General features: G+C 60.6%; 17 protein-coding genes. 2 read left to right on the plus strand and 15 right to left on the minus strand.

Annotation, left to right across the window (positions count from 1 at the left end; genetic code table 11):
- Window positions 1–51: 51 nt before the first annotated feature.
- From FJ950_RS00650 to FJ950_RS00680, 7 genes are all read right to left on the minus strand, one after another.
- A complete protein-coding gene (locus FJ950_RS00650; RefSeq protein ID WP_140614631.1) occupies window positions 52–744 on the minus strand; it encodes a class I SAM-dependent methyltransferase in 693 nt (230 codons plus the stop codon).
- Between the two features lie 60 nt (window positions 745–804).
- Window positions 805–2,064 (minus strand): polysaccharide biosynthesis/export family protein, encoded by a 1,260-nt coding sequence (locus FJ950_RS00655; RefSeq protein WP_140614632.1) that lies wholly within the window; start codon window positions 2,062–2,064, stop codon window positions 805–807.
- Window positions 2,051–3,313, minus strand: coding sequence for a hypothetical protein (locus FJ950_RS00660; RefSeq protein WP_140614633.1), 1,263 nt, complete (start codon window positions 3,311–3,313; stop codon window positions 2,051–2,053). Before FJ950_RS00660 ends, FJ950_RS00655 begins: the two co-directional genes overlap by 14 nt.
- Window positions 3,310–4,314 carry an SDR family NAD(P)-dependent oxidoreductase gene (locus FJ950_RS00665; RefSeq protein WP_140614634.1) on the minus strand — a complete coding sequence of 335 codons (1,005 nt, stop codon included), beginning with the start codon at window positions 4,312–4,314 and terminating at the stop codon, window positions 3,310–3,312. The genes FJ950_RS00660 and FJ950_RS00665 overlap by 4 nt, the downstream gene beginning before the upstream one ends.
- Window positions 4,315–4,378: 64 nt before the next feature.
- Complete coding sequence (locus tag FJ950_RS00670; protein WP_140614635.1) at window positions 4,379–5,053, minus strand: sugar transferase; 675 nt, start codon at window positions 5,051–5,053, stop codon at window positions 4,379–4,381.
- Window positions 5,050–6,186: a DegT/DnrJ/EryC1/StrS aminotransferase family protein gene (locus tag FJ950_RS00675; RefSeq protein WP_015316393.1), complete on the minus strand. Its 1,137-nt coding sequence runs from the start codon at window positions 6,184–6,186 to the stop codon at window positions 5,050–5,052. Before FJ950_RS00675 ends, FJ950_RS00670 begins: the two co-directional genes overlap by 4 nt.
- Window positions 6,187–6,219: 33 nt before the next feature.
- Window positions 6,220–6,942, minus strand: a complete 723-nt coding sequence (locus tag FJ950_RS00680) for an NDP-sugar synthase (protein ID WP_015316392.1) — start codon at window positions 6,940–6,942, stop codon at window positions 6,220–6,222.
- A gap of 421 nt (window positions 6,943–7,363) precedes the next feature.
- Here FJ950_RS00680 and FJ950_RS00685 point away from each other — a divergent pair, with 421 nt between their 5' ends.
- A complete protein-coding gene (locus tag FJ950_RS00685; protein WP_015316391.1) occupies window positions 7,364–8,035 on the plus strand; it encodes a response regulator transcription factor in 672 nt (223 codons plus the stop codon).
- 1 nt (window position 8,036) lies between these two features.
- On the opposite strand, the gene FJ950_RS00690 is transcribed toward FJ950_RS00685, so the two are convergent.
- A complete protein-coding gene (locus FJ950_RS00690) occupies window positions 8,037–9,776 on the minus strand; it encodes a PAS domain S-box protein (protein WP_140614636.1) in 1,740 nt (579 codons plus the stop codon).
- Window positions 9,777–9,960: 184 nt separating this feature from the next.
- Here FJ950_RS00690 and FJ950_RS00695 point away from each other — a divergent pair, with 184 nt between their 5' ends.
- Window positions 9,961–10,662: a helix-turn-helix transcriptional regulator gene (locus FJ950_RS00695; RefSeq protein WP_224531203.1), complete on the plus strand. Its 702-nt coding sequence runs from the start codon at window positions 9,961–9,963 to the stop codon at window positions 10,660–10,662.
- A 132-nt stretch (window positions 10,663–10,794) separates the two neighbouring features.
- On the opposite strand, the gene FJ950_RS00700 is transcribed toward FJ950_RS00695, so the two are convergent.
- The 7 genes from FJ950_RS00700 to FJ950_RS00730 all read right to left on the minus strand — a co-directional run bounded on the left by FJ950_RS00700 (window position 10,795) and on the right by FJ950_RS00730 (window position 20,403).
- Window positions 10,795–11,856 (minus strand): glycosyltransferase family 2 protein, encoded by a 1,062-nt coding sequence (locus FJ950_RS00700; RefSeq protein ID WP_140614637.1) that lies wholly within the window; start codon window positions 11,854–11,856, stop codon window positions 10,795–10,797.
- 1 nt (window position 11,857) lies between these two features.
- Window positions 11,858–13,165, minus strand: a complete 1,308-nt coding sequence (locus FJ950_RS00705; protein ID WP_015316387.1) for a lipopolysaccharide biosynthesis protein — start codon at window positions 13,163–13,165, stop codon at window positions 11,858–11,860.
- A gap of 34 nt (window positions 13,166–13,199) precedes the next feature.
- Window positions 13,200–15,434 carry an exopolysaccharide transport family protein gene (locus FJ950_RS00710; protein ID WP_140615403.1) on the minus strand — a complete coding sequence of 745 codons (2,235 nt, stop codon included), beginning with the start codon at window positions 15,432–15,434 and terminating at the stop codon, window positions 13,200–13,202.
- 1 nt (window position 15,435) lies between these two features.
- On the minus strand, window positions 15,436–17,427 hold the full coding sequence (gene asnB, locus FJ950_RS00715) for an asparagine synthase (glutamine-hydrolyzing) (RefSeq protein ID WP_140614638.1): 1,992 nt from the start codon (window positions 17,425–17,427) through the stop codon (window positions 15,436–15,438).
- Entirely contained in the window at window positions 17,427–18,689 is a 1,263-nt protein-coding gene (locus tag FJ950_RS00720; RefSeq protein ID WP_140614639.1) for an O-antigen ligase family protein, read from the minus strand. Before FJ950_RS00720 ends, asnB begins: the two co-directional genes overlap by 1 nt.
- The gene (locus FJ950_RS00725) at window positions 18,686–19,897 is read right to left on the minus strand and encodes a glycosyltransferase (protein ID WP_041163711.1); all 1,212 of its coding nucleotides are present in this window, start codon (window positions 19,895–19,897) and stop codon (window positions 18,686–18,688) included. Before FJ950_RS00725 ends, FJ950_RS00720 begins: the two co-directional genes overlap by 4 nt.
- 254 nt (window positions 19,898–20,151) lie before the next feature.
- A complete protein-coding gene (locus FJ950_RS00730) occupies window positions 20,152–20,403 on the minus strand; it encodes a hypothetical protein (protein WP_140614640.1) in 252 nt (83 codons plus the stop codon).
- Window positions 20,404–20,500: the final 97 nt, after the last annotated feature.

Consider the following 20,500-nt stretch of genomic DNA (forward strand, 5'->3'; position numbering starts at 1 on the left):
GGCGCAAGAAGCAATGATCTGGACGGTCGGCCCGATACCGGCCGAACGCGGTCATGCCTGCCGCCTGGCCCCTGCCAGGACCACCCGCACTTCACCGGCATGGTTGGCGAAGGTGCGTATCTGCTCGTAGCCCTTGCTGCGCTCCAGAAGACTTATGACCTGGCGGTCCTGACCAAGCCCCACCTCGAACAGCAGGACGCCGCCTGGTCGGAGGTAGCGCAGCGCGTCCTTGACGACCCGCATATGAATGCTGAGCCCATAAGGACCGGCCGCGAATGCCTCTCGCGGCTCAAGCACGACCAGATGGCGGCGATCACCCTCGAGCCGCTTCTCCGAAATGTAGGGCGGATTGCAGACGATGGCATGAAGCGTGCCGTCGAGCTCCAGTCCGGACACGCCTTCGAACAAATCACCCTGATGCACTGAAATCCGGTCAGTCAAGCCATGATGAACGACATTTCGCCGCGCCGCGTCGATACAGCCGTCGGTAAGATCGCAGGCCCAAACTCGGGCGGATTGGATATGGCTAGCGATCGCGCAGGCCAGGTTGCCGGCGCCACAGCACATGTCGACGACACGCGGCGCCGGCAGGTCCATTGCGCGCAGGACATCTACGGCAACGGAGCCGAGCAGCTCTGTTTCCGGCCGCGGCACCAGTGCACCGGGCGCAACCAGGATCTTCATTCCCATGAAGATGATGCTGCCTTTGTTGTAAGCGCCGACGACGCTGATCTCTTCGCTCACGACCGTTCTCGCAACGACATCGAAGATATTGCCGCTGCCGGCGACACCGGCAGGGATTGTCTATTGCACCGCCGCGCTTTCGAGCGCGCTGCTGAATCTGACCTCGATCGTATCACCCGGCGCCACCGCGGTATCCTGGTCGGCCGGCTGCTTGCGCCATTGCGCATCGACGGAGCGGATGATCGTCACCTGGGCCCGCACGGTTTCGCCGCCGATCGGCTGCGGCAAGGCGGATGCTCCCTGCGGCTGCAATTTCTGGCTGACCGCGTGCAGCCTTGCGGTGATGTCGGCAAGGCGCGCCTGTGTATCCCGCAACTCGTTCAACAAACCGGCACGCCTCTGGTTGTCATTGCGCTCAATCTGCCTTGCAAGATCATCCTGTTGGCGCCGAGCCCGCATGAGTTCGACCGAAGTTTCAAGCGCACGGCTCGAGGACAGAAGCACCGCGCGCCGGACATCGGCGAGCCGGTTGTTGGTCAGGTTGCCAGCCTTGAAGAGCTTGGTCACCTGCGCCAAATCCTCTTCATCGGCCTTGACTCCATCGGCTTCGTCCTGCTCGCGCTGGAGCAACGCCTGGACCTGGGTCGCTGCATCCTTGGCGCCCTTCTCCAGAAAGCTCTGCTCCTGCCCGAAATTGTCCAGCGAGAGCTTCAGCCCTTCTGCTTCGGCCCGCGCGATTTCGGTTGCGAGGGAAGAAGACAGCGGAAAGCCCTGGGGGGCCTTCATGTCGAAATCGGGCTGCTTTTGAAGTTCGGCACGTATGCGCGCACTGTGGAAATAGTCCTTGATGTATTCTCCCCAGATCGTCTCATAATCGCGCTGCAGGTCCGTTGGGTCCGGCCCAGCCTGGTTCGCCCGTGCACGCAAGAGGCTGAAGCCGCCGGCGACGGCTATCGCCTGCCGAACCGTCATGAGCGGACGAAAGGCTTGCTGCCCAGGAGCGAGCACTTCGCCAGTCACGTAGATTGGACGGTATTCAGCGATGATCGCCGTCACGTCGCCGGGCCTGACGACCGCCACCTGCTCACGGCCGTCCGGCATGCGTATGTGGTAGATCTTGGTCGGCAGGATCGCCTGCAAGCGCGTCTGAAGTTCGGACGGGGTCAGACCAGCGACAGGCACCGTGCCTGCCTCGGCGAGGACGATGGTGCCGTCCATCTGCACCACCGCACGCTGCGTCCGCTCGGGAAGCGAGGTGATTGCGATCTCGATGGTGTCTCCGGGCGAAATTCGATAGATCGTCGCATCGGCTGCCGCAGCCATCGGCAGGGCGCAAAGCATCGCAAGTGTCGCAAGGAAGAATCGGCTAAGGTTGACCATTCGCGACAATCTCCTTCTTGTCCTGGTTTTCGGGCCAGTCGACGCGGGTGACGAAGTCGTAAACCGGTCCACCGGCCACGCCCCAATTGCTGGACCAGATCACCTGTGTGCCGTCCGGCGAAGGTGACGCATGCGTCTCGCTCCAGTAGTCGAAGGGCGCGTTGCGGGTCTGCACGATGCGCCGAACTTCGCCGCTGCCGTCGATGCGCAACGCGATGACTTCCCGTGCATATGGTGCCCAGCTTGGATTGGCCGATATCTCCTCAGGGTTGCCGCCATAGGTCAGGAAGACCCAGCCGGGCCGCTTCAGAGCACGCGACGATGCATGCTCTGCTTCGCCGTATCCGGTCAGGGAGGTCACCTTCCCATCGGACAATCTTCGCTTGATCACGTGATACTTGTCGGGGCCGGATTTGCTGATGCCAACATAGACCTCGCTGCCGTCGTCATCGAGCGTAAGGTCTCCGTGGCCGGGGCGGTGATGGTCCGTCCACCTCTGTCGCAAGGTGCCATCGACACTGAAAATGGCCCTCTGCTCGGTGCCATCGGCCAGGTTTTGAAAGCAAAGGATGTTGGTGCCGAGCGGGGAGATGGTGCAGGAGCTGGTGGTTCCGGGAACCTGAGCGAGATCGATGTCCGGGAATTTGAACCGATCCGCGAGATCGAAGGCGAACACCACCGCTTTTCCATCCGCGCGGACAGCGCGGACGGCTATACGGTTGCCGTCACGGCTTGGATTGCCCTTCGACGGCCCGAACTGCAGATCGTGGTATTGAGCCGTGACGAAGACAACGTCTTCGTGGTTTGTCCTTGGCGCCCATGTCGAGATCTTCCGATCCTCAACGCAGATCATCACGTCAGCGTTTCGAGGATTCCATTCGCATTCACCGCCTTTGTCGCGGTGGAATAGCGGAGCATATGTCTTGCCGTCGAGGAAGCACAGCCCGTTGCAGCCATTGGCCAGCACGAGCAGGCTCTGGTCCGCATTCCAGGCTTGAGCGCTCGAATAGCGATGACTGCAATATTTCGTCCCACACACGACACCTCCCCCAAGTGCGCCGGGTTTGGTGATGCGCATGAAATTCGTGCCGAATGCCGGATCTGTCGCGGGATGCAGATAATCTGGGAGATCCATCGGCATTGGCGCGACGAACGTCGTGGACATGCTGTTTCCCTGGCTGTCGGCCGCCCGCAGCAGGACGGCAAAGGCGATCAGGAGCAGTGTCAATGGGAGTGGGTAAAACCTCATGTCATGTAGCTCATTTCGCGACGTACCCGACCTTCGCCGAGGCGCGCCCGCCACCAATCGATGGTTCTGGCCAAGCCGTGGCGCAAACTCGTTTGCGCAGTCCATCCGGTTTCACGTTCGAGCCGTGATGAATCGGCCAGCAGAGCGCGAACTTCGGAGTTTTGCGGCCGCAATCGACTCTCGTCGCGGTGAACGGGCTTCTTGCAGTTGCTCAGTTCGCGCACGAGATCGAGCACGTCCGATATGGTCACGGCACGCTGGCTTCCAGCATTGTAGGCATGGCCGAATTCGAGTGTGGCTGAACCCGCGCTCAGGAAGGCAGCCGCTGTGTCCTCGACGAAGGTCAGGTCGCGGACCGGGCTGGTATCTCCCACCATGATCGAAACACATTTTGGATCGAGCGCCTGCCGGATGATTGTCGGTATTATGGCTCGTTCGCTTTGTCGCGGCCCGAATGTATTGAACGGCCGGAGGATCACGACGGGCAGGTCGAACGATCTGGCATAGGACTGCGCCATCATGTCGGCGCCGATCTTGGACGCCGAATATGGCGATTGTCCCTGAAGAGGATGGGACTCGCTGATCGGCATGCTGAGCGCCGTGCCGTAAACCTCACTGGTCGAGGTGTGAATGATCCGTTCCGTCTCCCATTGGCGGGCCGCTTCAAGGACATTCAGCGTCCCCATGATATTGGTTTCCACATAGGACTGGGCGGCCGCGTATGAGTACGGGATCGCGATAAGCGCAGCGAGATGAAACACGACGGCTTGGCCGCGCACGATCCGGTTCAGGAATGCACCGTCGCGTACATCGCCTCGAACGAGTTTCAGATGACCTCGGATGTCGTCTGGCAGATCATCCAGCCATCCATGACTGTCGAACGAATTATAGAGGGCCAATGCGGTCACCTCGGCACCGTTGCGGACGAGTGCCTCGGTCAGGTGCGATCCAATGAACCCATCCGCGCCAGTGACCAGAACTCTCTTGCCATTGTAGCTCATAACCAGGTGTTCCTTCTTTCACCTGAAGCGCTCCGGTTGCCGAGCGCGCACACAGAAACAGCCTTCAACGCCTGAGTAGCCCGACAGGCACCCAGCCGATTACCGCCAGAAAACCGAGGATCATCCACACAACATCCGAAGCGATGGTTCGTCGGGGATAATAGGAAAGATCGAACTTGGCTTTGATCGGAAACAGCGCCTCCCTGTAGAAGGACGACAGGTCTCCTGAGACCGGGTAGAGAGAGGCTTCGTGACGGAAAAGAACTTGCGTCGGGCCGACCAAGCCGGGTTTATATCTTAGGACCGCCTCGAAGCCGCCATGGAAGCAGTCAGCAAAGGCGAGGCTTTCCGGCCGTGGCCCCACGATGGCCATGTCGCCTCTGAGCACATTCCAGAGTTGCGGCAACTCATCCAGTTTGGTGCTGGCCAAAATGCGCCCGATCTTCGTCAGCCGACGGTCGCCTATGCTGGTCAACGCAGGGCCCTGAGGATCACACAGAACCTCGAATTTGCGGAACTTATAGATATGAAACATGCGCCCCCCTGCACCGATGCGAGGCTGCCGGAAAAGCACGGGGCGTCCGCCCTCGAGAAATAGCGCAAATGCAATCAGCAACATCAGCGGCGCGAAAACGATCGCGGCCAAGGATGCGGCCACGACATCCATCGCGCGTCTGCCAAAACCATGGCTCACGCCTGACACGACGGGCGGGTGTATGGATAGATCAAACGCGTTCATGCGGCGGTTCCCGCGTGGATGCCGCTGTTGAGCGCGGTCGCCAGGACGTCCACCACGGCTTCAACCGCGGGCGCGGTAATCTGAGGATGCAGCGGAATGGTCAACTCTCGTTCCGCGAAATCCTCGGTGCGCGGCAGGTGGGTACCCGGGTAAAGCTCACGGTAGAGGGTCATCTGATGAACGGGCGGGTAATGGACCGTGGTTTGTATGTCCTGCGCCCGCAGCTCATCGACGACATGCTGCCTATTGACGTAGCGCGGCAAGAGGATCGGCATGATGTGGTAAGCCGAGGCTCGCGGTTCTTCGAAGGGTATTGTGATTGCCGGGCAACGCAACGCGATAAGGCGCCGGTACAACACGACAAGAATGCGCCGTATCTCGTTCCACTCCTGCAGGTTCTGGAGTTGAACCAAGCCGATCGCGGCCCGCATTTCGTCCATTCGGTAGTTGAAGCCGAGCATGGTCACATCGTAATGCGCGGTGCGGCTGTTCAGTCGCTGGCGTGTTCCGGTGGTCATGCCGTGCGCGCGAGCCTGGCGAATCCTGTCCAGCAGTTGGGGGTCCCGGGCAATTACGGCCCCGCCCTCCGCCGTCGTCATGTTCTTGTTGCCGTAGAAGCTGAAGGCGGCGCCCGCACCAAAGGTGCCAACCGCTTTTAGGCCGGGAGCATGTGCCGCATCCTCGATGATCGAGAGCCCGCGTGCGCTGGCGAATGCTTGCCAGGCGTCCTTGTCGGCAAGATAGCCGGCGAAATGAACCAGGATCACGGCCCTGGTGCGAGGGCTGCAGCGTGCTTCTGCTTCTTTGAGCGACATCAGAGGGACGTCTGCCGATTCTATGTCGACAAAGACAGGAGTGGCGCCGACATAGAGCACTGCGTTCGCGGTAGCCACGAAGGTCAGCGAAGGAACCAGCACCTCGTCGCCCGGACCAATCCCCAATCCGTGAAGGATAAGATGAAGGGCTGCGGTGCAGGAACTAACCGCTACGCAGTCCTCTGCCTCGTGCATCAAGGCAAACGCCTCTTCGAAAGCCCGGACCCGTTCACCCATCGTCAGCCAACCGCTGTCGATCACTTTCGCCAAAGCCGCTTTTTCTGGCACTCCCAGGACCGGGGAACTTACCAAGAGCATCGTCACCTCCTCGATGATCCTCGCGCCTGGCCGTTACGCTGCCGCGGCGGCCACTTCGATGGACGCCGACTGCTCTTCCCAGGAAACTGTCTGCGCGTTCTGGAAGTCCTCGACGCGTCCGATGTCAAGCCAAAGACCTTCGTGCTTGTAGACATGCACGACGCGTCCGGCCTGGAGCATCTGCAGCATGAGGTCGTCGAACCCAAACGGTATCCCGGATGGGATGAAGTCGAGGACGTCCGGGTTCATGCAGTAGATGCCCATGCTGACCAGGTGCGACAGCGCAGGCTTCTCGCGGAACACCTGGACGGTGTTGTCAACCTCGTCGATCACACCGAAATCCATCTTGGTAAGCCGCAGCGAAGTCGCTATCGTGACGGAGTCTTTGTGCAGGCGGTGCGCCGCGGTAAACCGGCTGATGCTTAGGTCGGTCAGCACATCGCCGTTCAGGACAATGAACGGCTCATTCAATTCGTCTCTGATCAAGGAAAGCGGGCCGATCGTTCCGAGCGGTTCCATTTCCTGCGTGTAGCGGATCCTCAGATTCCACTGCGAGCCGTCACCGCACACGCTCCGGATCAGGTGCCCGAGATAGCCGGTGGTGACGTAGACGTCTTCGATTCCGCTACGCCGCAGCCATTTCAGCAGCAACTCGAGGACTGGCCGCGCGCCAATTGGCATCAGCGGCTTGGGCAAAACCGATGTAAATGGCCGAAGGCGCGTTCCCATGCCACCGCATTGAATTACCGCTTTCATTCGATCCTCCCTACGCACATGGCCAGAGTTGGCCTTGACGGCTGAAACCGCATCCGGAGCCAAGACGGCGAACCGCCTCGCGCAGCAGGGTTTCAGTTGTCCGAACCTGCGAGAGATTAGGGAGCCAACCGGGATACTGTCGTCGTGCGTTTGAATGGCACGGGCGAATTTCTCTGATCCCGGAACCGTAGGGGACGAAACATATCCCGCGGACCTGACGGGCGTGGCCGAGACGCGCAACAGACCAAGGTCCCACTTGAATTGCGATTGAAGGTAAACATTTTCCTAAAACCGAGCTACATTAGCGTACGGTAATTAGCAGGACGGGGTTGTAGGACGTCGGGGTCCACCTTTCTGGACGTACCGGCGCTCCTGCAAGGCGCGGCCAGGTAGTGCGGGTTGTTTGTGCGTGGGGGTTTCTATGTACAAGATCGTCATAGCCGATGATCATGGCCTTTATCGACGTGGCTTGCGCATGGCGCTGACAGCCGGAATCCCTGGAGCCGAAATAATCGAGGCGACCTGTTTTGATGCCGTGGTTGGGCTCCTGGCCGAACACGAAACAATTGATCTTGCGATCCTGGACCTGAACATGCCCGGGCTGCTCACCCAGGAAGTGCTCGGCGACGTTCTCGCCGCCTATCCCAAAAGCAGGTTTGCGATTGTGTCAGGAAACGATTCACGATCGGAAATTTTGTTGGCCCTTTCAGTTGGCCTCCACGGCTACATCGTGAAGTCGCAGCCGGATGAGGAGGTGGTGCTGGCTGTCAAAGAGATCTTGTCAGGCCGCATCTATGTACCAGCCCTCCTGTCGCGAAGCTCTGGCGCAGCCGCGCCTCAGACGCATAGATCTCCCGTGGAGGCTTCGCACCAGGCCTTGGCCAGCCCAGGTTCTCTGGGAAGGCTCACGTCAAGGCAAAAGGACGTGCTCAAGCTTATGGCCGAAGGGTATTCGAACAAGGAGATCGCCCGCGATCTCGACATCGCCGAGGCCACGACGAAGATCCATGCCGCCGCAATCTTGCGTGAACTGGGAGTCCGAAACCGCACCGAGGTCGCTGTTTTGATGAGGACATGGCTTGGAACGATCTAAGTTAAGGCTGAATCTCGCCCTGGGATAGGCGTAGCTGATATCGCAATCCACCAGCCGACATTTCCAGTTTCGAAGAGTGACCGACCAAGGGCGTTCCATCGGCGCCAAGGACAATCGACCCAAAACCTTTCCGCAGGACAGGCTTGGCATTTCGGCCGCCTCGTTCGATCCAGTCGAACACGATGTCGCCGTCCGAGCCCTCGGGTGCGACGCCCCACCTTACCTCCACCTGGCCTTGGGAGTTCCCGAGCACCCCGTGCTTGACCGAATTTGTCGTGAGTTCGTGGACGACCATCGCGAAACTTTCCGCAGCGCCTCCGACGATTCTGACATGAGGCCCTGTGATCGTTGCTCTGTGTGCCTCCGCGTAGGGGCGAAGCGCATGTGCGACAATATCGCGGATCGTAGATGATAACTCTGCATTGTTGATCAACAGCAGGTGCGTGGATTCGAGCGCCCGAATTCGCTCTAAAAGATCTCCTCTGTACTTGGAAATATCCTGGTCTGAAGCAGGGATCATTTTCACGACAGCCGTGATCACGGCAAACAGATTACTGAGCCGGTGCCGCTGTTCAAGTATAAGCCGCTCCTGTCTTCTCACCGCGGCCCGCAACAGTGTCGTCTGCCGCCGCTCGGTAAGGTCAGCCGCGATCCCGAACCGCTGATGATAGCCATCGCGGATGTCCTCACGGCCGCGCAGGGCAATCCAGCGGAACTGTCCGTCCGACCGCCGAACTCGGACCTCTGCGTCGTAGTTGGCGGTTGCCGCGATGAATTCTGAATGGGCCCCGAGTTTTGGCCAGTCCGCCGTATGAATGATCGCCGACAGCTCGTCCAGAGGACGGGAAGCGGCTGGCGGCAAACCAAGAATTTCCCAAAATTGATCTGAACCGGAGACAATTCTCTCCTTGTAGTCCACGCGCCATGTGCCAAGCCTTCCGGCGAGCAGCGCAAGGTCCAGCCATTCCTTTTGGCTCAAGAGCGCTTCGCTTGCAGCCCTGCGTTCAGTGATATCCTCGAAGACGACAAATATGCCCATCGGCAGTTGTTTCTCCGGACCAGACCAAGAGAGGGTCACGCGAGCCCAGAAAACAGTGCCATCCTTCCTTCTCAAGCGCATTTCCAAGCCAAACGACGGCGCCTCCGCGCTTAGAGCACGTCCAAGCCTGGCGAACAGATCGCGTTCGTCAGGATGAACGAGCGTTTCGATATGCTGGCCGACGAGCTCTTCCTGTGCGTAGCCGGACATACTGCACATGCACATGTTGACCTGCAGCAGCTCACCACGGTCATTTGCGGTCGCAAATCCCAAGGCGGCCCGCTCGAAAGCCCAGCGATATCGCGCTTCGGTCGTTTCGATGGCGGTAAGCCTGTTCTCGGCGACATCGAGCGCGCTCCTCAACTCCTGCCTTGAACGATGGAAAAGAAAGGCGATCATCCCGCCGGACAAGGCGAGGAGAATGGCCCCGGAAAGATCATCTCCGACCAACTGACCGTTCGCCGCCAGGCGAACTGCCAAGCCGACAGCCACCATGGCAAACGTGGCAGCCATCGCAGGCCAGCGGTCCTCCAGGAAGGCGATGATGACAATCGCCGGCACACATTCCAGAAAGGCCGCACTGCCACCACCTGTCAGCGACGATTTCATCTCGATAAAAAGGGTAGCCAGCAGGACGGCCGACGAAACCAGATGTTGTCGTAGCCTGTCCGACAGTACGGGACCGCCTATCCGCAATCTCATCCTGATTACCTACAACTTTTGGCTTAGCCAATGCGGCTTAGAGCCTTTGGTTATCGGACCTAGTGCTGCTGCTCGCTTTCGCGCGCCGAAATGTCAGCCTATCAGAATCATCAGAAGAAAGTTCCAACACTTAGCCCATGCGCTGGCGCCGATCTGACAGCGAAACCGGAAAGTGGTGACGACAATGAACCTGGTCGAACGGCCGAGAAGTACTGTTTTCCAAGTGCAACGTGCGATGGCGGCCATGGGGCCTGGCAGCAGGCCGTCTCCCTTGCGCCATGCCCAAAGCTCCGACCGGCAGGTTGAAAGGCCTGCTGCCGCCACCGAAGGTGACCAACCGCCGCTGCATTCTTTCCCGGGTATGCTTGATCGCCTTGGCTACGGATGTCTCGTGCTCAGCGAAACCAGGAAAGTCCTCAAGTGGAACGCCACCGCGCGCGTCATTCTCAGCGGTTATGGCAGCCAGGTGAACAACGCCGACGGCCTTTCGGGAGCGCTCAGAAGCCTGATCGCGAACGTGCCGTGCCACCTCAATCCCGGATCGTTTGCATGGATTGTGGTCCGCAGCAGCGGAGATCGTCCCGTTGTCATCAACGAGCGCGGCCTCTTCGCAGCCGACAACACGATCGTCGTCGCCCTGTTGGACCGAGAGACGAAATCGGCGCCCAATCCTCAAACCCTGCAGCGAATGTTCGGTTTGACCGGAGCCGAGACACATCTGGCGGTGCGGCTGGCAAAGGGCTACACCCCATTGGAAATCGCTGAAAGCTGTGCGCTCAGCCGGACGACCATCCGAACCCAGCTCGCATCACTGTTCGCCAAAACTGAAACCAGGCGTCAGGCAGAATTGGTCACCCTTCTCGCACGCGTCTCGGTGTTGCCCTAGTTCCCTGAACATTCGGGGATGATCGTGTCCAGCCTTGCGGCCACCGCAGGGGCGGCCGTCGTGTTTCCGTGTTCCATAAATTGGTTCGGCGCGTGCCGCGTCCCGTGCGCGGCCTTGAACTGGTCAGCTCCATCACTGTCTTCGGGTATACCATGGCCCTAGGACCGGGCGGATCCTGAACAGGTATTCCACGAGGTACTGGCTTGCGATCTTCATCACTGATGGGCGAAGAATTTGCAGCGTGTCGCGGATAGTCACGGGCAAGGACTGGTGATGAAATCTGGCGGGTACGCGTGCAACCCGCAATGCTCGCAAGAGGCTCTCAGGGTCAGGAAGATTCCTTCTGTTTTCGAGCAGCTGCCAATTAAGCTGCTTAACCGCAAGCGTAACTTCGTCCACTTCCGTGTAGCTCTTCGATGTGGTGATGCTCGGATGGTTGGTCGCGTCGTAAAAAATCAGACCCTCATTAATCGCAACCATGTCTCCGTGACCGGCCAGGTCCACGAAGAACAGTTGGTCGACGCCGGCGGGGATCGATTTGTGTGCACGCATTCGGCATCCAGCCTGAAGAACCTTGCTGTTGATCAACAGTGTCGAGGGAATGATGCCGAGGCTCCTCGTCGTCCGGACAAGGTAAAGATCCCTGAGGCATTGCTGGCTCGAATAGACTGAAACGCGGTTTTCCTCCGATGGCGTCGAGCGGAGCATGATCCTGCCGTCTTCCACGATATTGGCTGCACAGGTCATGAATGCGGCCGAGGGATGCTCCTTGGACACCTCGGCAAATCGCTTGAGCGCGCCGGGCGCGAGCCAGTCGTCGTCATGCAGCAACTTGATCCAGGTGCCGGTGCAAGCGAGCATGGCGTTGTTGGTATTCTCGACCTGGCCTCGCCCCCTGCCGTTCTCGACAATCCGAATGCGACCGTCGGCACGCGCATAGTCGTCGACGATCCTCCAGGACAGCCCTCCTTGCCCCTCGTCGTCGCTAACCACCAGTTCCCAATTCGCAAAATCCTGCTGGAGGATGCTGTCGATTGTCCTTCGAATGGTATCTGGCCTGCGAAAGGTCGGGATGGCCACTGAAATGAACGGCCGCAGTGTCACCAACTCCGCCGACCCCTCATCTTGCGAAGGTCCGACCCCTGTTGGCAGGGCTGCGGAAGGAAGGGCGTCGCGACTGTCCATCTGCGTCATGTTATCTTTCCTCCAAGGCGATGCACCGGCTGCGAGGCGACGTCTCGTCCGGTTGAACACTTTGCTTCAACAGATAGAGAGAGGCTGCCGTCTTGATGAAGAAGCCCCCGGCGCCGCCGGCAGCCATGAGATAAATGACAGTGAGAGGTTCCCAGCCAGCTCTGGCGCCGGCTAGAAGCGGACCAAACACGAGCACCGTCCTTACGGCATCGACGACCAGGCGCACCTCCTGCCGTCGCAGGAGAGCCGGCACATCCTGAAGCGGCGTCGACAAAGCTTGCACCGCGCCCATGAACGCCAGCGCCGTCATGATTTCGGCGGCGGGCAGCCATGGCCGTCCCAATAGGGGTACGACGAGCTGCGGTGCGGCGAGGCCAAGAGCCAGAATGGGTAGTGAAGTGAGCCCGCCGGCAAGGATCAGCAGGCCTCGTGCGAGGCCGAGCAGATGCCTGCGGCCGCCGCCCTTATTGGCTTCGGCGACAAAGACATTGCTGAGCGGCGTGGCAATGAGGGTGACGGGGCCGGTGACGAGCCGCGACGCGACGCCCAGATAGCCAGCATAGGCGGTCCCGAACATCGAGCCGACGAGTATCGCCGGAAGGTTGTTGATGGCGAAACTTGCGACCGTTGCCGGGATGTCGAACAGTGGAAATTTGTATTCGCGCCTGGCCTTTTCAAAGACCGTTTGCCACGGCGCGCGGGCAATACCGCACACGTCCTCCCAGCGGAAAATCCGAACGCCAAGGAACCCAATGAAGATGAATTGGCTGAGAATGTGAGCGTGCACCATCGCCTCTCCTCCGAGATGGACGATGCCGAACATCAGTTGCAACAACGCCATCGTCGCGGGCAAGATCAAGCGGCCGAGCGCGAAGTCGCGCAGCAGGCCGGCACGCAGGCTCCAGCAATTCATGGTCTCCACAAGACCTGCGCCTGCCATGCCGATCGGGACCAGCCACACAAGGTCAACAGCGCGGACCGGAACGGTGCTCGACAACATAACCCCCGCCGTCAAGGCAAGAACGCCGGTTGCCGACACGGCCAAAAGAATGAGCTTAACCGTGACGTATGCCTGCGCGTCGCTCTTGACGCCGTACAGCGAAGCCTCAAAGCGCAGTGCCGCGACCGCCCCCAGTATGTTCACGGTCGAAAGATAGATCGTGAACAAGCCGAAATCAGCAGGAGAATAGAGCCTGGCCAACACCGGAATGGTCGCGACAAGAATGAGCTGACCGGCAATCGCCATGGCCGACACGCCACCGGCCGCTCGAAGGACCTTGCCGATGGGGCTTTGCGGAAGTCGGATCATGGCGAGCCTTGCTTACGGCCGGTGCCGGTCGAATTCATGAGATCCTCTCGCGCAAAAGATCGGCACTGTCGCCAAACCGATACCTGCCGTACCGGGTGAGGTTCACCCGGGTAAGGACGCTCGCCACCGGAACCGAGAGCGTTCCGTCGCTCAGGAGCTGCTCCACCACCCCGCGCGCGACATGCCGCGAGGTTCTTGCCCAGCGAACGGTAACGAGAACCGCGTCCGCCCAGCTCTTGAGGAACATGGCTTCTGGCCCAGCCAGCCCCGATGGCCCGTTTATGATGACGAGGCTGTACGCCGAGTGCAAATCTTCCCTGCACTTGGCGGTGTCGACACGCGCCAGGAGAGCCAAGAGATCTTCTGCAGGTGCCATGGTCGTCAGGTCGATGCCAATTTCGGGAATGCTGGCGACCGCGTCATCCAAGGTACAACGACTGCTGATGTAATCCGCGAAGGAATGACGAGCCTTGGGTCCGTTGAACTGGCGCAGAAACTCGGGCGTAAGTTGGGAGCCCGCCCGCTGGAGATCCACCAGAAGAACACGATTGCCCAGTCGGGTGGCCGCCAAGGCCAGGCCCCACGCAAGCTCGGTCGCTCCGTCAGCCCGGACGCTTGGCGTGAGCAGGATCGTGTGCGGAGCACGACCCCTTGCCTGATTTGGCGCGGCCGCGACCAGCAGCGACGTCACCGCACGGCTGTAGGCCGACCTGGGCTGGCCCAGAACCAAGTCACGCAACTGTTTGGCGTGCATCCTGCCCGGTTCGGGCACGAGCCCCACGCACGGTATCCTGAGCACGGCTTCCGCCTCCGCTTCACCGCGCAAGGTGCGATCGAAGCGATTTCGCATGAGGACCAAAACAGCGCCAAGGAGGCCGAACGCAATCATTCCCGGTGGAACCAAAAAAACCGGCGGCAATGTCTGCGGAATTGTCGGCGGCCATGCAACGGAAAGGACCGAGACCCCGGCGGACGGAGCTCCGATGCGCCGCTTCAGGTCCTGCTGGCGGCCGAGAAGTTCGTTGTAGCGTTGCGTCAGGAGGCTGACTTGAGGTTCGAGCGCCCGCAAACCGGCGAGCCGGCTGGCCGTGTCGGCCGCGACCGCATCGAGCACACGCATTCGATTTCCCAGAGCCTCGACCTGGGCACGATAGATGTCCGCTTCAGCGACGATATCAGCGATTGCCTTTTCGATCGCGACAGAAAAGGCATTGGCCAGATCCTTGTCCGCTGGCGCCCTGGCCACGCGAGCCGAAAGGTCGGCCAACTCCTGCGTGCCGGCGGCCTCGGCCAGGGTCGCGGCCGGCGCGCCCTGCTTTCGAAGCTCCTGGATACGCTGGAGCCGGGACTCCAGCGCCGCCAGATCCGCTTTGGACATCGATATCTGTTGGCTGAGATCCGCCCTCTCCCCGGCCACCTTGTCAGCCGAGCCTTGATCGACCGCGCCATGGCTCAGCCGATACTCCTCGAGCCGATTGGACGCATCCACCAGTTCATTCTGCAGTTTGGGCAAACTGGCGACGACGGCGTCAAGTTCCTGCATGTTCGACGCCTGACTTTTCTGCGCGAGGTCGTCGACATAGATCTTGGTGAATGTATTGGCCACCAGCGCCGCGCGCGCCGGGTCATCGTCCGAGAAGCCGACGGAAATGACCCGGGACCGGAGCTCTTGTCCGACCCTTACCCCTTTGCGCAGCGCTTTCATCTCGGCGGCCTCTGCTGCTTGCGGCGCATTGGTGGATACAACATCCCGCGGCCAAAGGCGCTTCAGCAGATCGCCAGCGAAAGAGTGCGATGTCGGCGGATCGGCGGGCGTTGGCCCCTGGCTGGAGCTTCCCTTCCCGGCTTGCGGTTGTGCGGTCGCGTTGGCCGGGCTCGGTTGACGCAGCGCTGCGGCGACTCGACGAAGGTGGCTCTCCGACGAGAGCATCGTGATGTGGTCGTCAATGCTTGAATCGATCATGTCCTGCGCTGAGCCCGGGCTGGCGGGAAGGGCCGCCCTGGCAGGAGCGTCTATGATAAGCTGGCTGGTGGCTTCGTACATGGTAGGGCGGGTTATTCCCGCCAAGGCCGCCAAGATGCCGCCGACAACCGCGAAGAGCAGAATGATCCATTTCCTGCTCGCCAATGTCACCAGCAGTTGGCGAGACGGGGTTGCTGAATTCGGGGCGCTTCTGGGAGGCCGTACGCGGGCCCTGCTTTCAGGAGCCGGGGCAGCCACCGGGGTGGCTCGTGGCAATTCAATTCGGCTGACTGCGGAACCCGCCATTTCATACTCCTGCCAGATCGAGTTCACGGGATGAGTTCGATGCCGACGCCTGCCGCTTGGCCTCGTTGCACCAGGCTTGAAACATGAGCACCGACCACAGTTCACGGGAGCGGTCCTGTCCTGCAACGTGATCGCGCCAGCAGGCGTCCACCTTTGTGCTGTCCAGCAAGCCTTCGCCCTGGTTGCGAACATCGGACAGAATATCGGTGGCCCAGCTGCGCAACGGGCCCCGAAGCCAAGCCGCGATCGGCACGTCGAAGCCCTGCTTCGGCCGGTCGATCAGCCGTTGCGGAAGATAACGACGCAGCACATTTCGAAGGATCCACTTGCCTCTGCCGTTGCGAACCTTCATGGCAGCCGGAAGGCGCCAAGCGAATTCGACGGCGCGGTGGTCCAGCAGGGGACAACGCGCCTCGAGGCTGTTGGCCATGCTGGCTCGATCCAGTTTGACGAGAATGTCACCAGCGAGGTAACCGGACATGTCGTCGTACAGGAGGCGAGACAACAGCCCGTCGAGCCGCGGTGCAGAGACTATGGATGCAGGAGTCTCGTGCCGGGTGAGGTTTTCGGCCGATGATCCTGTCAGCCGCCTGTGCAGCTCGTCTTCATCCTTCGCGGCGAGAAGCCAGGCGAAGCGAGTGAGCCGATCGCTGCGCAGCGCATGCCGCACATGCGACGGAAGTGGCAGGTTGCCAATGAAATCGTGACGAGCCGCCCTGGACAGCATCCCTGCGCCGGCCGCCACCGTTCGTCGTGCACTTGCGGGTAGACCTTGGTACCGTTTCAGCCGGTCCGCCATGAAGTGGCGGCCATAGCCTGCAAAGCACTCGTCTCCGCCGTCCCCCGACAGCGCCACGGTCACGTGCTGGCGGGCCAGCCGCGCCACCAGCAGAGTCGGTATCTGCGATTCGTCGGCGAATGGCTCATCCCACACCGTTGGCAGTTCGGGGATCACGTCACGCGCGGCGGCGGCCGAAAGGTGTAGTTCCGTGTGGTCGGTGCCCAGATGGCGCGCTACCTCGGCGGCGTAAGGGGCCTCGTCAAAGCCGCTCTCCGCGAAGGCGATGGTGAAAGTGCGCACGGGATTTGGAGATTGAGCCTGCATCAAGGCTGCAACGGTAGAGCTGTCGACGCCTCCCGACAGGAAACCGCCCAACGGAACGTCGGCGATCATGCGCTCGCGAACGGCAAGCCGGAGCAGATCATCCAGTTCATTGGTCAAATCGTCGTCACTGCCGGCGATCTGGTGTTCTCGCCCGTTCTTGGCGACTTCGGCCAGCGACCACCAGCGACTTGCGCCCTGCGAAAGGGAGGCGGCCCCGCGCCCCTCCGCCACAGTCGCGGCCGTGAGGGTCAGGACCGAGCCGGGTGGCAGTTTGAAGACACCTCGCCAGATGCAACTCTGATCCGGGACCCACCCCTTGGAAAGCATTGCAGTGGCGGCATCCAGATCGATCTCCGGAGAGTAGCCTGAAAAGCGGCTGATTGCTTTCAGTTCGGAAGCAAAGACCAGCGCATGCCTGGCTGAAGCGATGTAGAGGGGCTTTTTGCCCAATCGATCGCGCGCGAGATGCAGGGTCCTGGTCTTCAGGTCCCACAAGGCGAACGCGAACATGCCAGCAAAACGCTGGAGTGCGGCCTCGAGGCCCCAGCTCTCGATCGCACACAACATGACTTCGGTGTCGCTGGTGCCGCGGAAATGGTGACCGACGCCTTCGAGCTCGAGACGCAGGTCACGGAAATTATATATCTCGCCGTTGAAGGTGATCGCATACCGACCGCTTGTGGACAGCATGGGCTGCTGCCCCGTTTCCGACAGATCGACAATCGCCAGCCGCCTGTGGCCCAAGGCAATGCCTGCTTCGCGATCCGTCCAGAGTCCTTCGCCATCCGGACCGCGGTGACGAAGCGCCATCATCATTTGCCCGATCTGATCGAGCGACTTGGGGTCGGCAGCATTGGACGCGAGAAGTATCCCGGCTATCCCGCACATCACATCACCTCTGAAGGCTCAAGCTCGCGCCGGAAAACGCTTGGCGTTCCCGCGACGAGGCAGAAGGTCAATGCAAACCACACGATCGGATGACGAATGATGAGGTGCGGTATGCTGAACACGGCTGCGGACGCCACGAGCACCAAAAGCGCGTCGTAGCGAGCGCGCCAGGCGGACATGGCCGCCAATCCAACGATCCACAGCAAGGCGATGACCGCGACCAGCCCGCCCTGCAGATAGAGGTCGAGAACCGTATTGTGCGCTTCGAACGGCCGCTCCAGAAATTGCATGTCGGCCGTCGGCGGGCGCTCCAGGTGGGGGCCAGGACCGAGGCCGAGCGATGCCGATTGCAGCCCCTTCTGAAGCGCCTCATCCCACAGATAAACCCGAAGTTCGAATGTTTCAGCCGTGGCCTCGCCGCCTCCGTCCTTGGTGAGGCTCTTGGCAAAATTCGCCGCAAAGCTTTCCTCGCTAAGAAGATAGGGGGTCATCGCTATCACCAGGGGGACAGCGCCGACCATCAGCAGAAGTGCGATCTGCCTGGGCAGGCTGGTTCGATTGCCATCGGATGCCAACCATGCCTTCAACCGTAACCCGAGGAAGGCGACGCCGCTTACAATCGTGGTGTAGAGATAGGCATCGCTCCTGGTCAGGCGGCCGACAAAAAAGATGAACACGAGGCTTGAGAGCGCAAGGACCTGACCCCACCGATTGCGAGTAGTGGTTGCAAGGTGCAGCGCCAGCGGACCAAGAAGCGCGCAATAGAGCGCGAGTTGGTTCGGATTTTCAGACCAGCCGCGAAAGCGGTCCCAATACCACGGATCGACGCCGGGCTGATGGAGCCAGCCCCACGCGATGGCGAGTTGGATGGCAAATATCGCGTCGGCGAACACGATTGTCCACCAACCGCTGCGCCGAAGACGACGCCCCGCGTCGGGCTCCACACTCGCCAGGCAAGTGATGCTGGCCAACAGCACGTAGGCCATTGTGTCGTGCAACAACCCTGTCGGGTAAAGCAGGGTCGTCAAGTAGCCGACGATCGTGCCGATCCCCAATGCGAGAGAAAGGAGCAGCCAAAAAGTCGCGAGTTGCGCGAAGGCTGGTGTCGCTTCGACGCGCCCGCCGACCAACATTCGTCCGGCCGACAGCATGATCCAAAGCGCCAGGAGCAGTTCGCCATAGCCGAATGGCATGCCGGGGACGGAGAGCTGCGACGCGGCTGACAGGATGACACCGCCGGCAAGCAACGCGTCGCGCATCATTGCCGCGCCCCGTCCAACCGGCGGTTCGCAATGCCGCTCTCCAGAGGCGATGGAGCAAGCAAGCCGCGAGATTTGGTCCTGAGATTGCTCTTATAGACATCGCAGTACTGGTCGACGATGCCCGGCAGGGCAAAACGCTCCCTGACAAGCGAGGCGGAGCGCTGCCCCATGGCCGCTCCCAAGGTGCGGTCCGACAGTATGTCGACTATCCGGTCCGCAAGGGCGCGAGCATCGCGCGGCGTGACCAGATAACCGTTCCACCCATCTTCGACGACGTCGCTGCAACCGGGCATTCGCGATGCGACTATCGGCAATCCAGCGAGTCCGGCTTCCAGCAAGACGCGCGGAACGCCCTCGCGATATTGCGTTGGGAAGGCGAACAAATCAGCCATGCCAAGCAGACTGGGGACATCATGCCGTTTGCCCAGCACGGTTACATGAGAAGCAAATCGTTGGATTTCGGACTTTTCGACGGCGAATGGTCCTTCCGATTCCCGTGGGCCAACGAGCACGAAACGCGCATGAGGTCTTTTGGAGAGAATGTGCGGAATCGCCTCGAGAAGGGTCGGAATGCCCTTAAGGCGGGTGAGCCGGCCGACAAAAATGACGATCTCGGCCGATTCCAGTCCGAATTCCCGCCGCATTGCCGCTGGTGATGAGGCAAGACGTCTTGCCACCGCGAATGCATTGACGTCGATGCCCGACCCCTGAATAAGGCGTCCGCTGCCGCGTGGGATCAGCCGATAGCGCTCAAAAAAGGCTTGGTCGTCGCGATTTTGGAAAACCGTGGCAGCAGTCCAGAAGGAAGCAACCCACTGCAGACCGCAGAAGGCGGGCCGCATGGCCAAGGCTCGCGGCTCCAGCGATGAGAAGGTCCAGCCCAAGCCATTGATTGTGCGGACGACCGGGACTTCTCCCCGCACCGCCAGCGGGGTTAGCAAATTGGGTTTCGTATCGAAGCTTTGGACAATGTCGGGGCGGAGTTCCCGCAACAACCTTCGCAATGTCCTGATCGTCCCGGCTTTGCCGCTGCCATTGGCAAAGCGATTGAACTCGTAGCGGCGGTGCGGAATGCCGTGCCGTAAAAACAGAGCTTCATCGCCCGTCGAGACCGCGGTGACCCGGAAACCCCGCTCGCGGAGTTCCATCAGAAACGAGATCCTCAGGGCGTGATCCTCGCCGCCGATGCAGACCAGGTGCGGGTTCATCGTGCCGCTCCCGAAATCCAGCGGGCCTTCGGCTCCCATAAGCGGCTCGAACTTGGATCGTTTCCCATGGCCCGATTTCGTTGCGATTTACACCAGCAATTCAGGCTACGGGCAGGGCTGGCCGTTGTCCTCGTCCGTTCGAATGACGCAACTAGAACCATGCTTGCGTGCCAACGGCGCAAGGATCAGACCGCAGGCTGGACTGTTTGGATCGAGACGCCGTGCGCTATGGGATCAGCCGCGCGAATGCGCATTCATCGCGAACGGGTGATCGGACTATCAAGATTGCTCGTTGGGGTGGGTTGAGGTCGATCCGAGAACGTATATTCATAGGCTCGGCGGCGGCCGTCCTGCTCGAATACCCGGATCCAGCGGGCCTCGGAAGCACGAAGCGTGATTTCCCGGTTTGTCGCGAGCTTGGCTGCTCGAAACGGAGTTGGTGCGACTACCTTGTGGGTCACCACGACTTGGCCGGCGAAAATCTCCTCGACTTCGTAGCTTGGCACGTCATCCATCCCCTGCGCGATGGCACCAAACCACGATCAAGGCAGAATGTTCCCGCAATGCCTCGGACGGCAGCCGTTTTTAGCCCAAAAAGCGGCG

Origin of the sequence: Mesorhizobium sp. B2-3-14, from assembly GCF_006442175.1 — a bacterium.
In the GTDB taxonomy this organism is placed as follows: domain Bacteria; phylum Pseudomonadota; class Alphaproteobacteria; order Rhizobiales; family Rhizobiaceae; genus Mesorhizobium; species Mesorhizobium australicum.

Excerpts from the sequence above, each read along its gene's own strand:
- FJ950_RS00655 (WP_140614632.1), bottom strand. The coding sequence starts at position 2,064 with ATGGTCAACCTTAGCCGATTCTTCCTTGCGACACTTGCGATGCTTTGC.
- FJ950_RS00660 (WP_140614633.1), bottom strand. The coding sequence starts at position 3,313 with ATGAGGTTTTACCCACTCCCATTGACACTGCTCCTGATCGCCTTTGCC.
- FJ950_RS00665 (WP_140614634.1), bottom strand. The coding sequence starts at position 4,314 with ATGAGCTACAATGGCAAGAGAGTTCTGGTCACTGGCGCGGATGGGTTC.
- FJ950_RS00670 (WP_140614635.1), bottom strand. The coding sequence starts at position 5,053 with ATGAACGCGTTTGATCTATCCATACACCCGCCCGTCGTGTCAGGCGTG.
- FJ950_RS00675 (WP_015316393.1), bottom strand. The coding sequence starts at position 6,186 with ATGCTCTTGGTAAGTTCCCCGGTCCTGGGAGTGCCAGAAAAAGCGGCT.
- FJ950_RS00680 (WP_015316392.1), bottom strand. The coding sequence starts at position 6,942 with ATGAAAGCGGTAATTCAATGCGGTGGCATGGGAACGCGCCTTCGGCCA.
- FJ950_RS00685 (WP_015316391.1), top strand. The coding sequence starts at position 7,364 with ATGTACAAGATCGTCATAGCCGATGATCATGGCCTTTATCGACGTGGC.
- FJ950_RS00690 (WP_140614636.1), bottom strand. The coding sequence starts at position 9,776 with ATGAGATTGCGGATAGGCGGTCCCGTACTGTCGGACAGGCTACGACAA.
- FJ950_RS00695 (WP_224531203.1), top strand. The coding sequence starts at position 9,961 with ATGAACCTGGTCGAACGGCCGAGAAGTACTGTTTTCCAAGTGCAACGT.
- FJ950_RS00700 (WP_140614637.1), bottom strand. The coding sequence starts at position 11,856 with ATGACGCAGATGGACAGTCGCGACGCCCTTCCTTCCGCAGCCCTGCCA.
- FJ950_RS00705 (WP_015316387.1), bottom strand. The coding sequence starts at position 13,165 with ATGATCCGACTTCCGCAAAGCCCCATCGGCAAGGTCCTTCGAGCGGCC.
- FJ950_RS00710 (WP_140615403.1), bottom strand. The coding sequence starts at position 15,434 with ATGGCGGGTTCCGCAGTCAGCCGAATTGAATTGCCACGAGCCACCCCG.
- asnB (WP_140614638.1), bottom strand. The coding sequence starts at position 17,427 with ATGTGCGGGATAGCCGGGATACTTCTCGCGTCCAATGCTGCCGACCCC.
- FJ950_RS00720 (WP_140614639.1), bottom strand. The coding sequence starts at position 18,689 with ATGATGCGCGACGCGTTGCTTGCCGGCGGTGTCATCCTGTCAGCCGCG.
- FJ950_RS00725 (WP_041163711.1), bottom strand. The coding sequence starts at position 19,897 with ATGAACCCGCACCTGGTCTGCATCGGCGGCGAGGATCACGCCCTGAGG.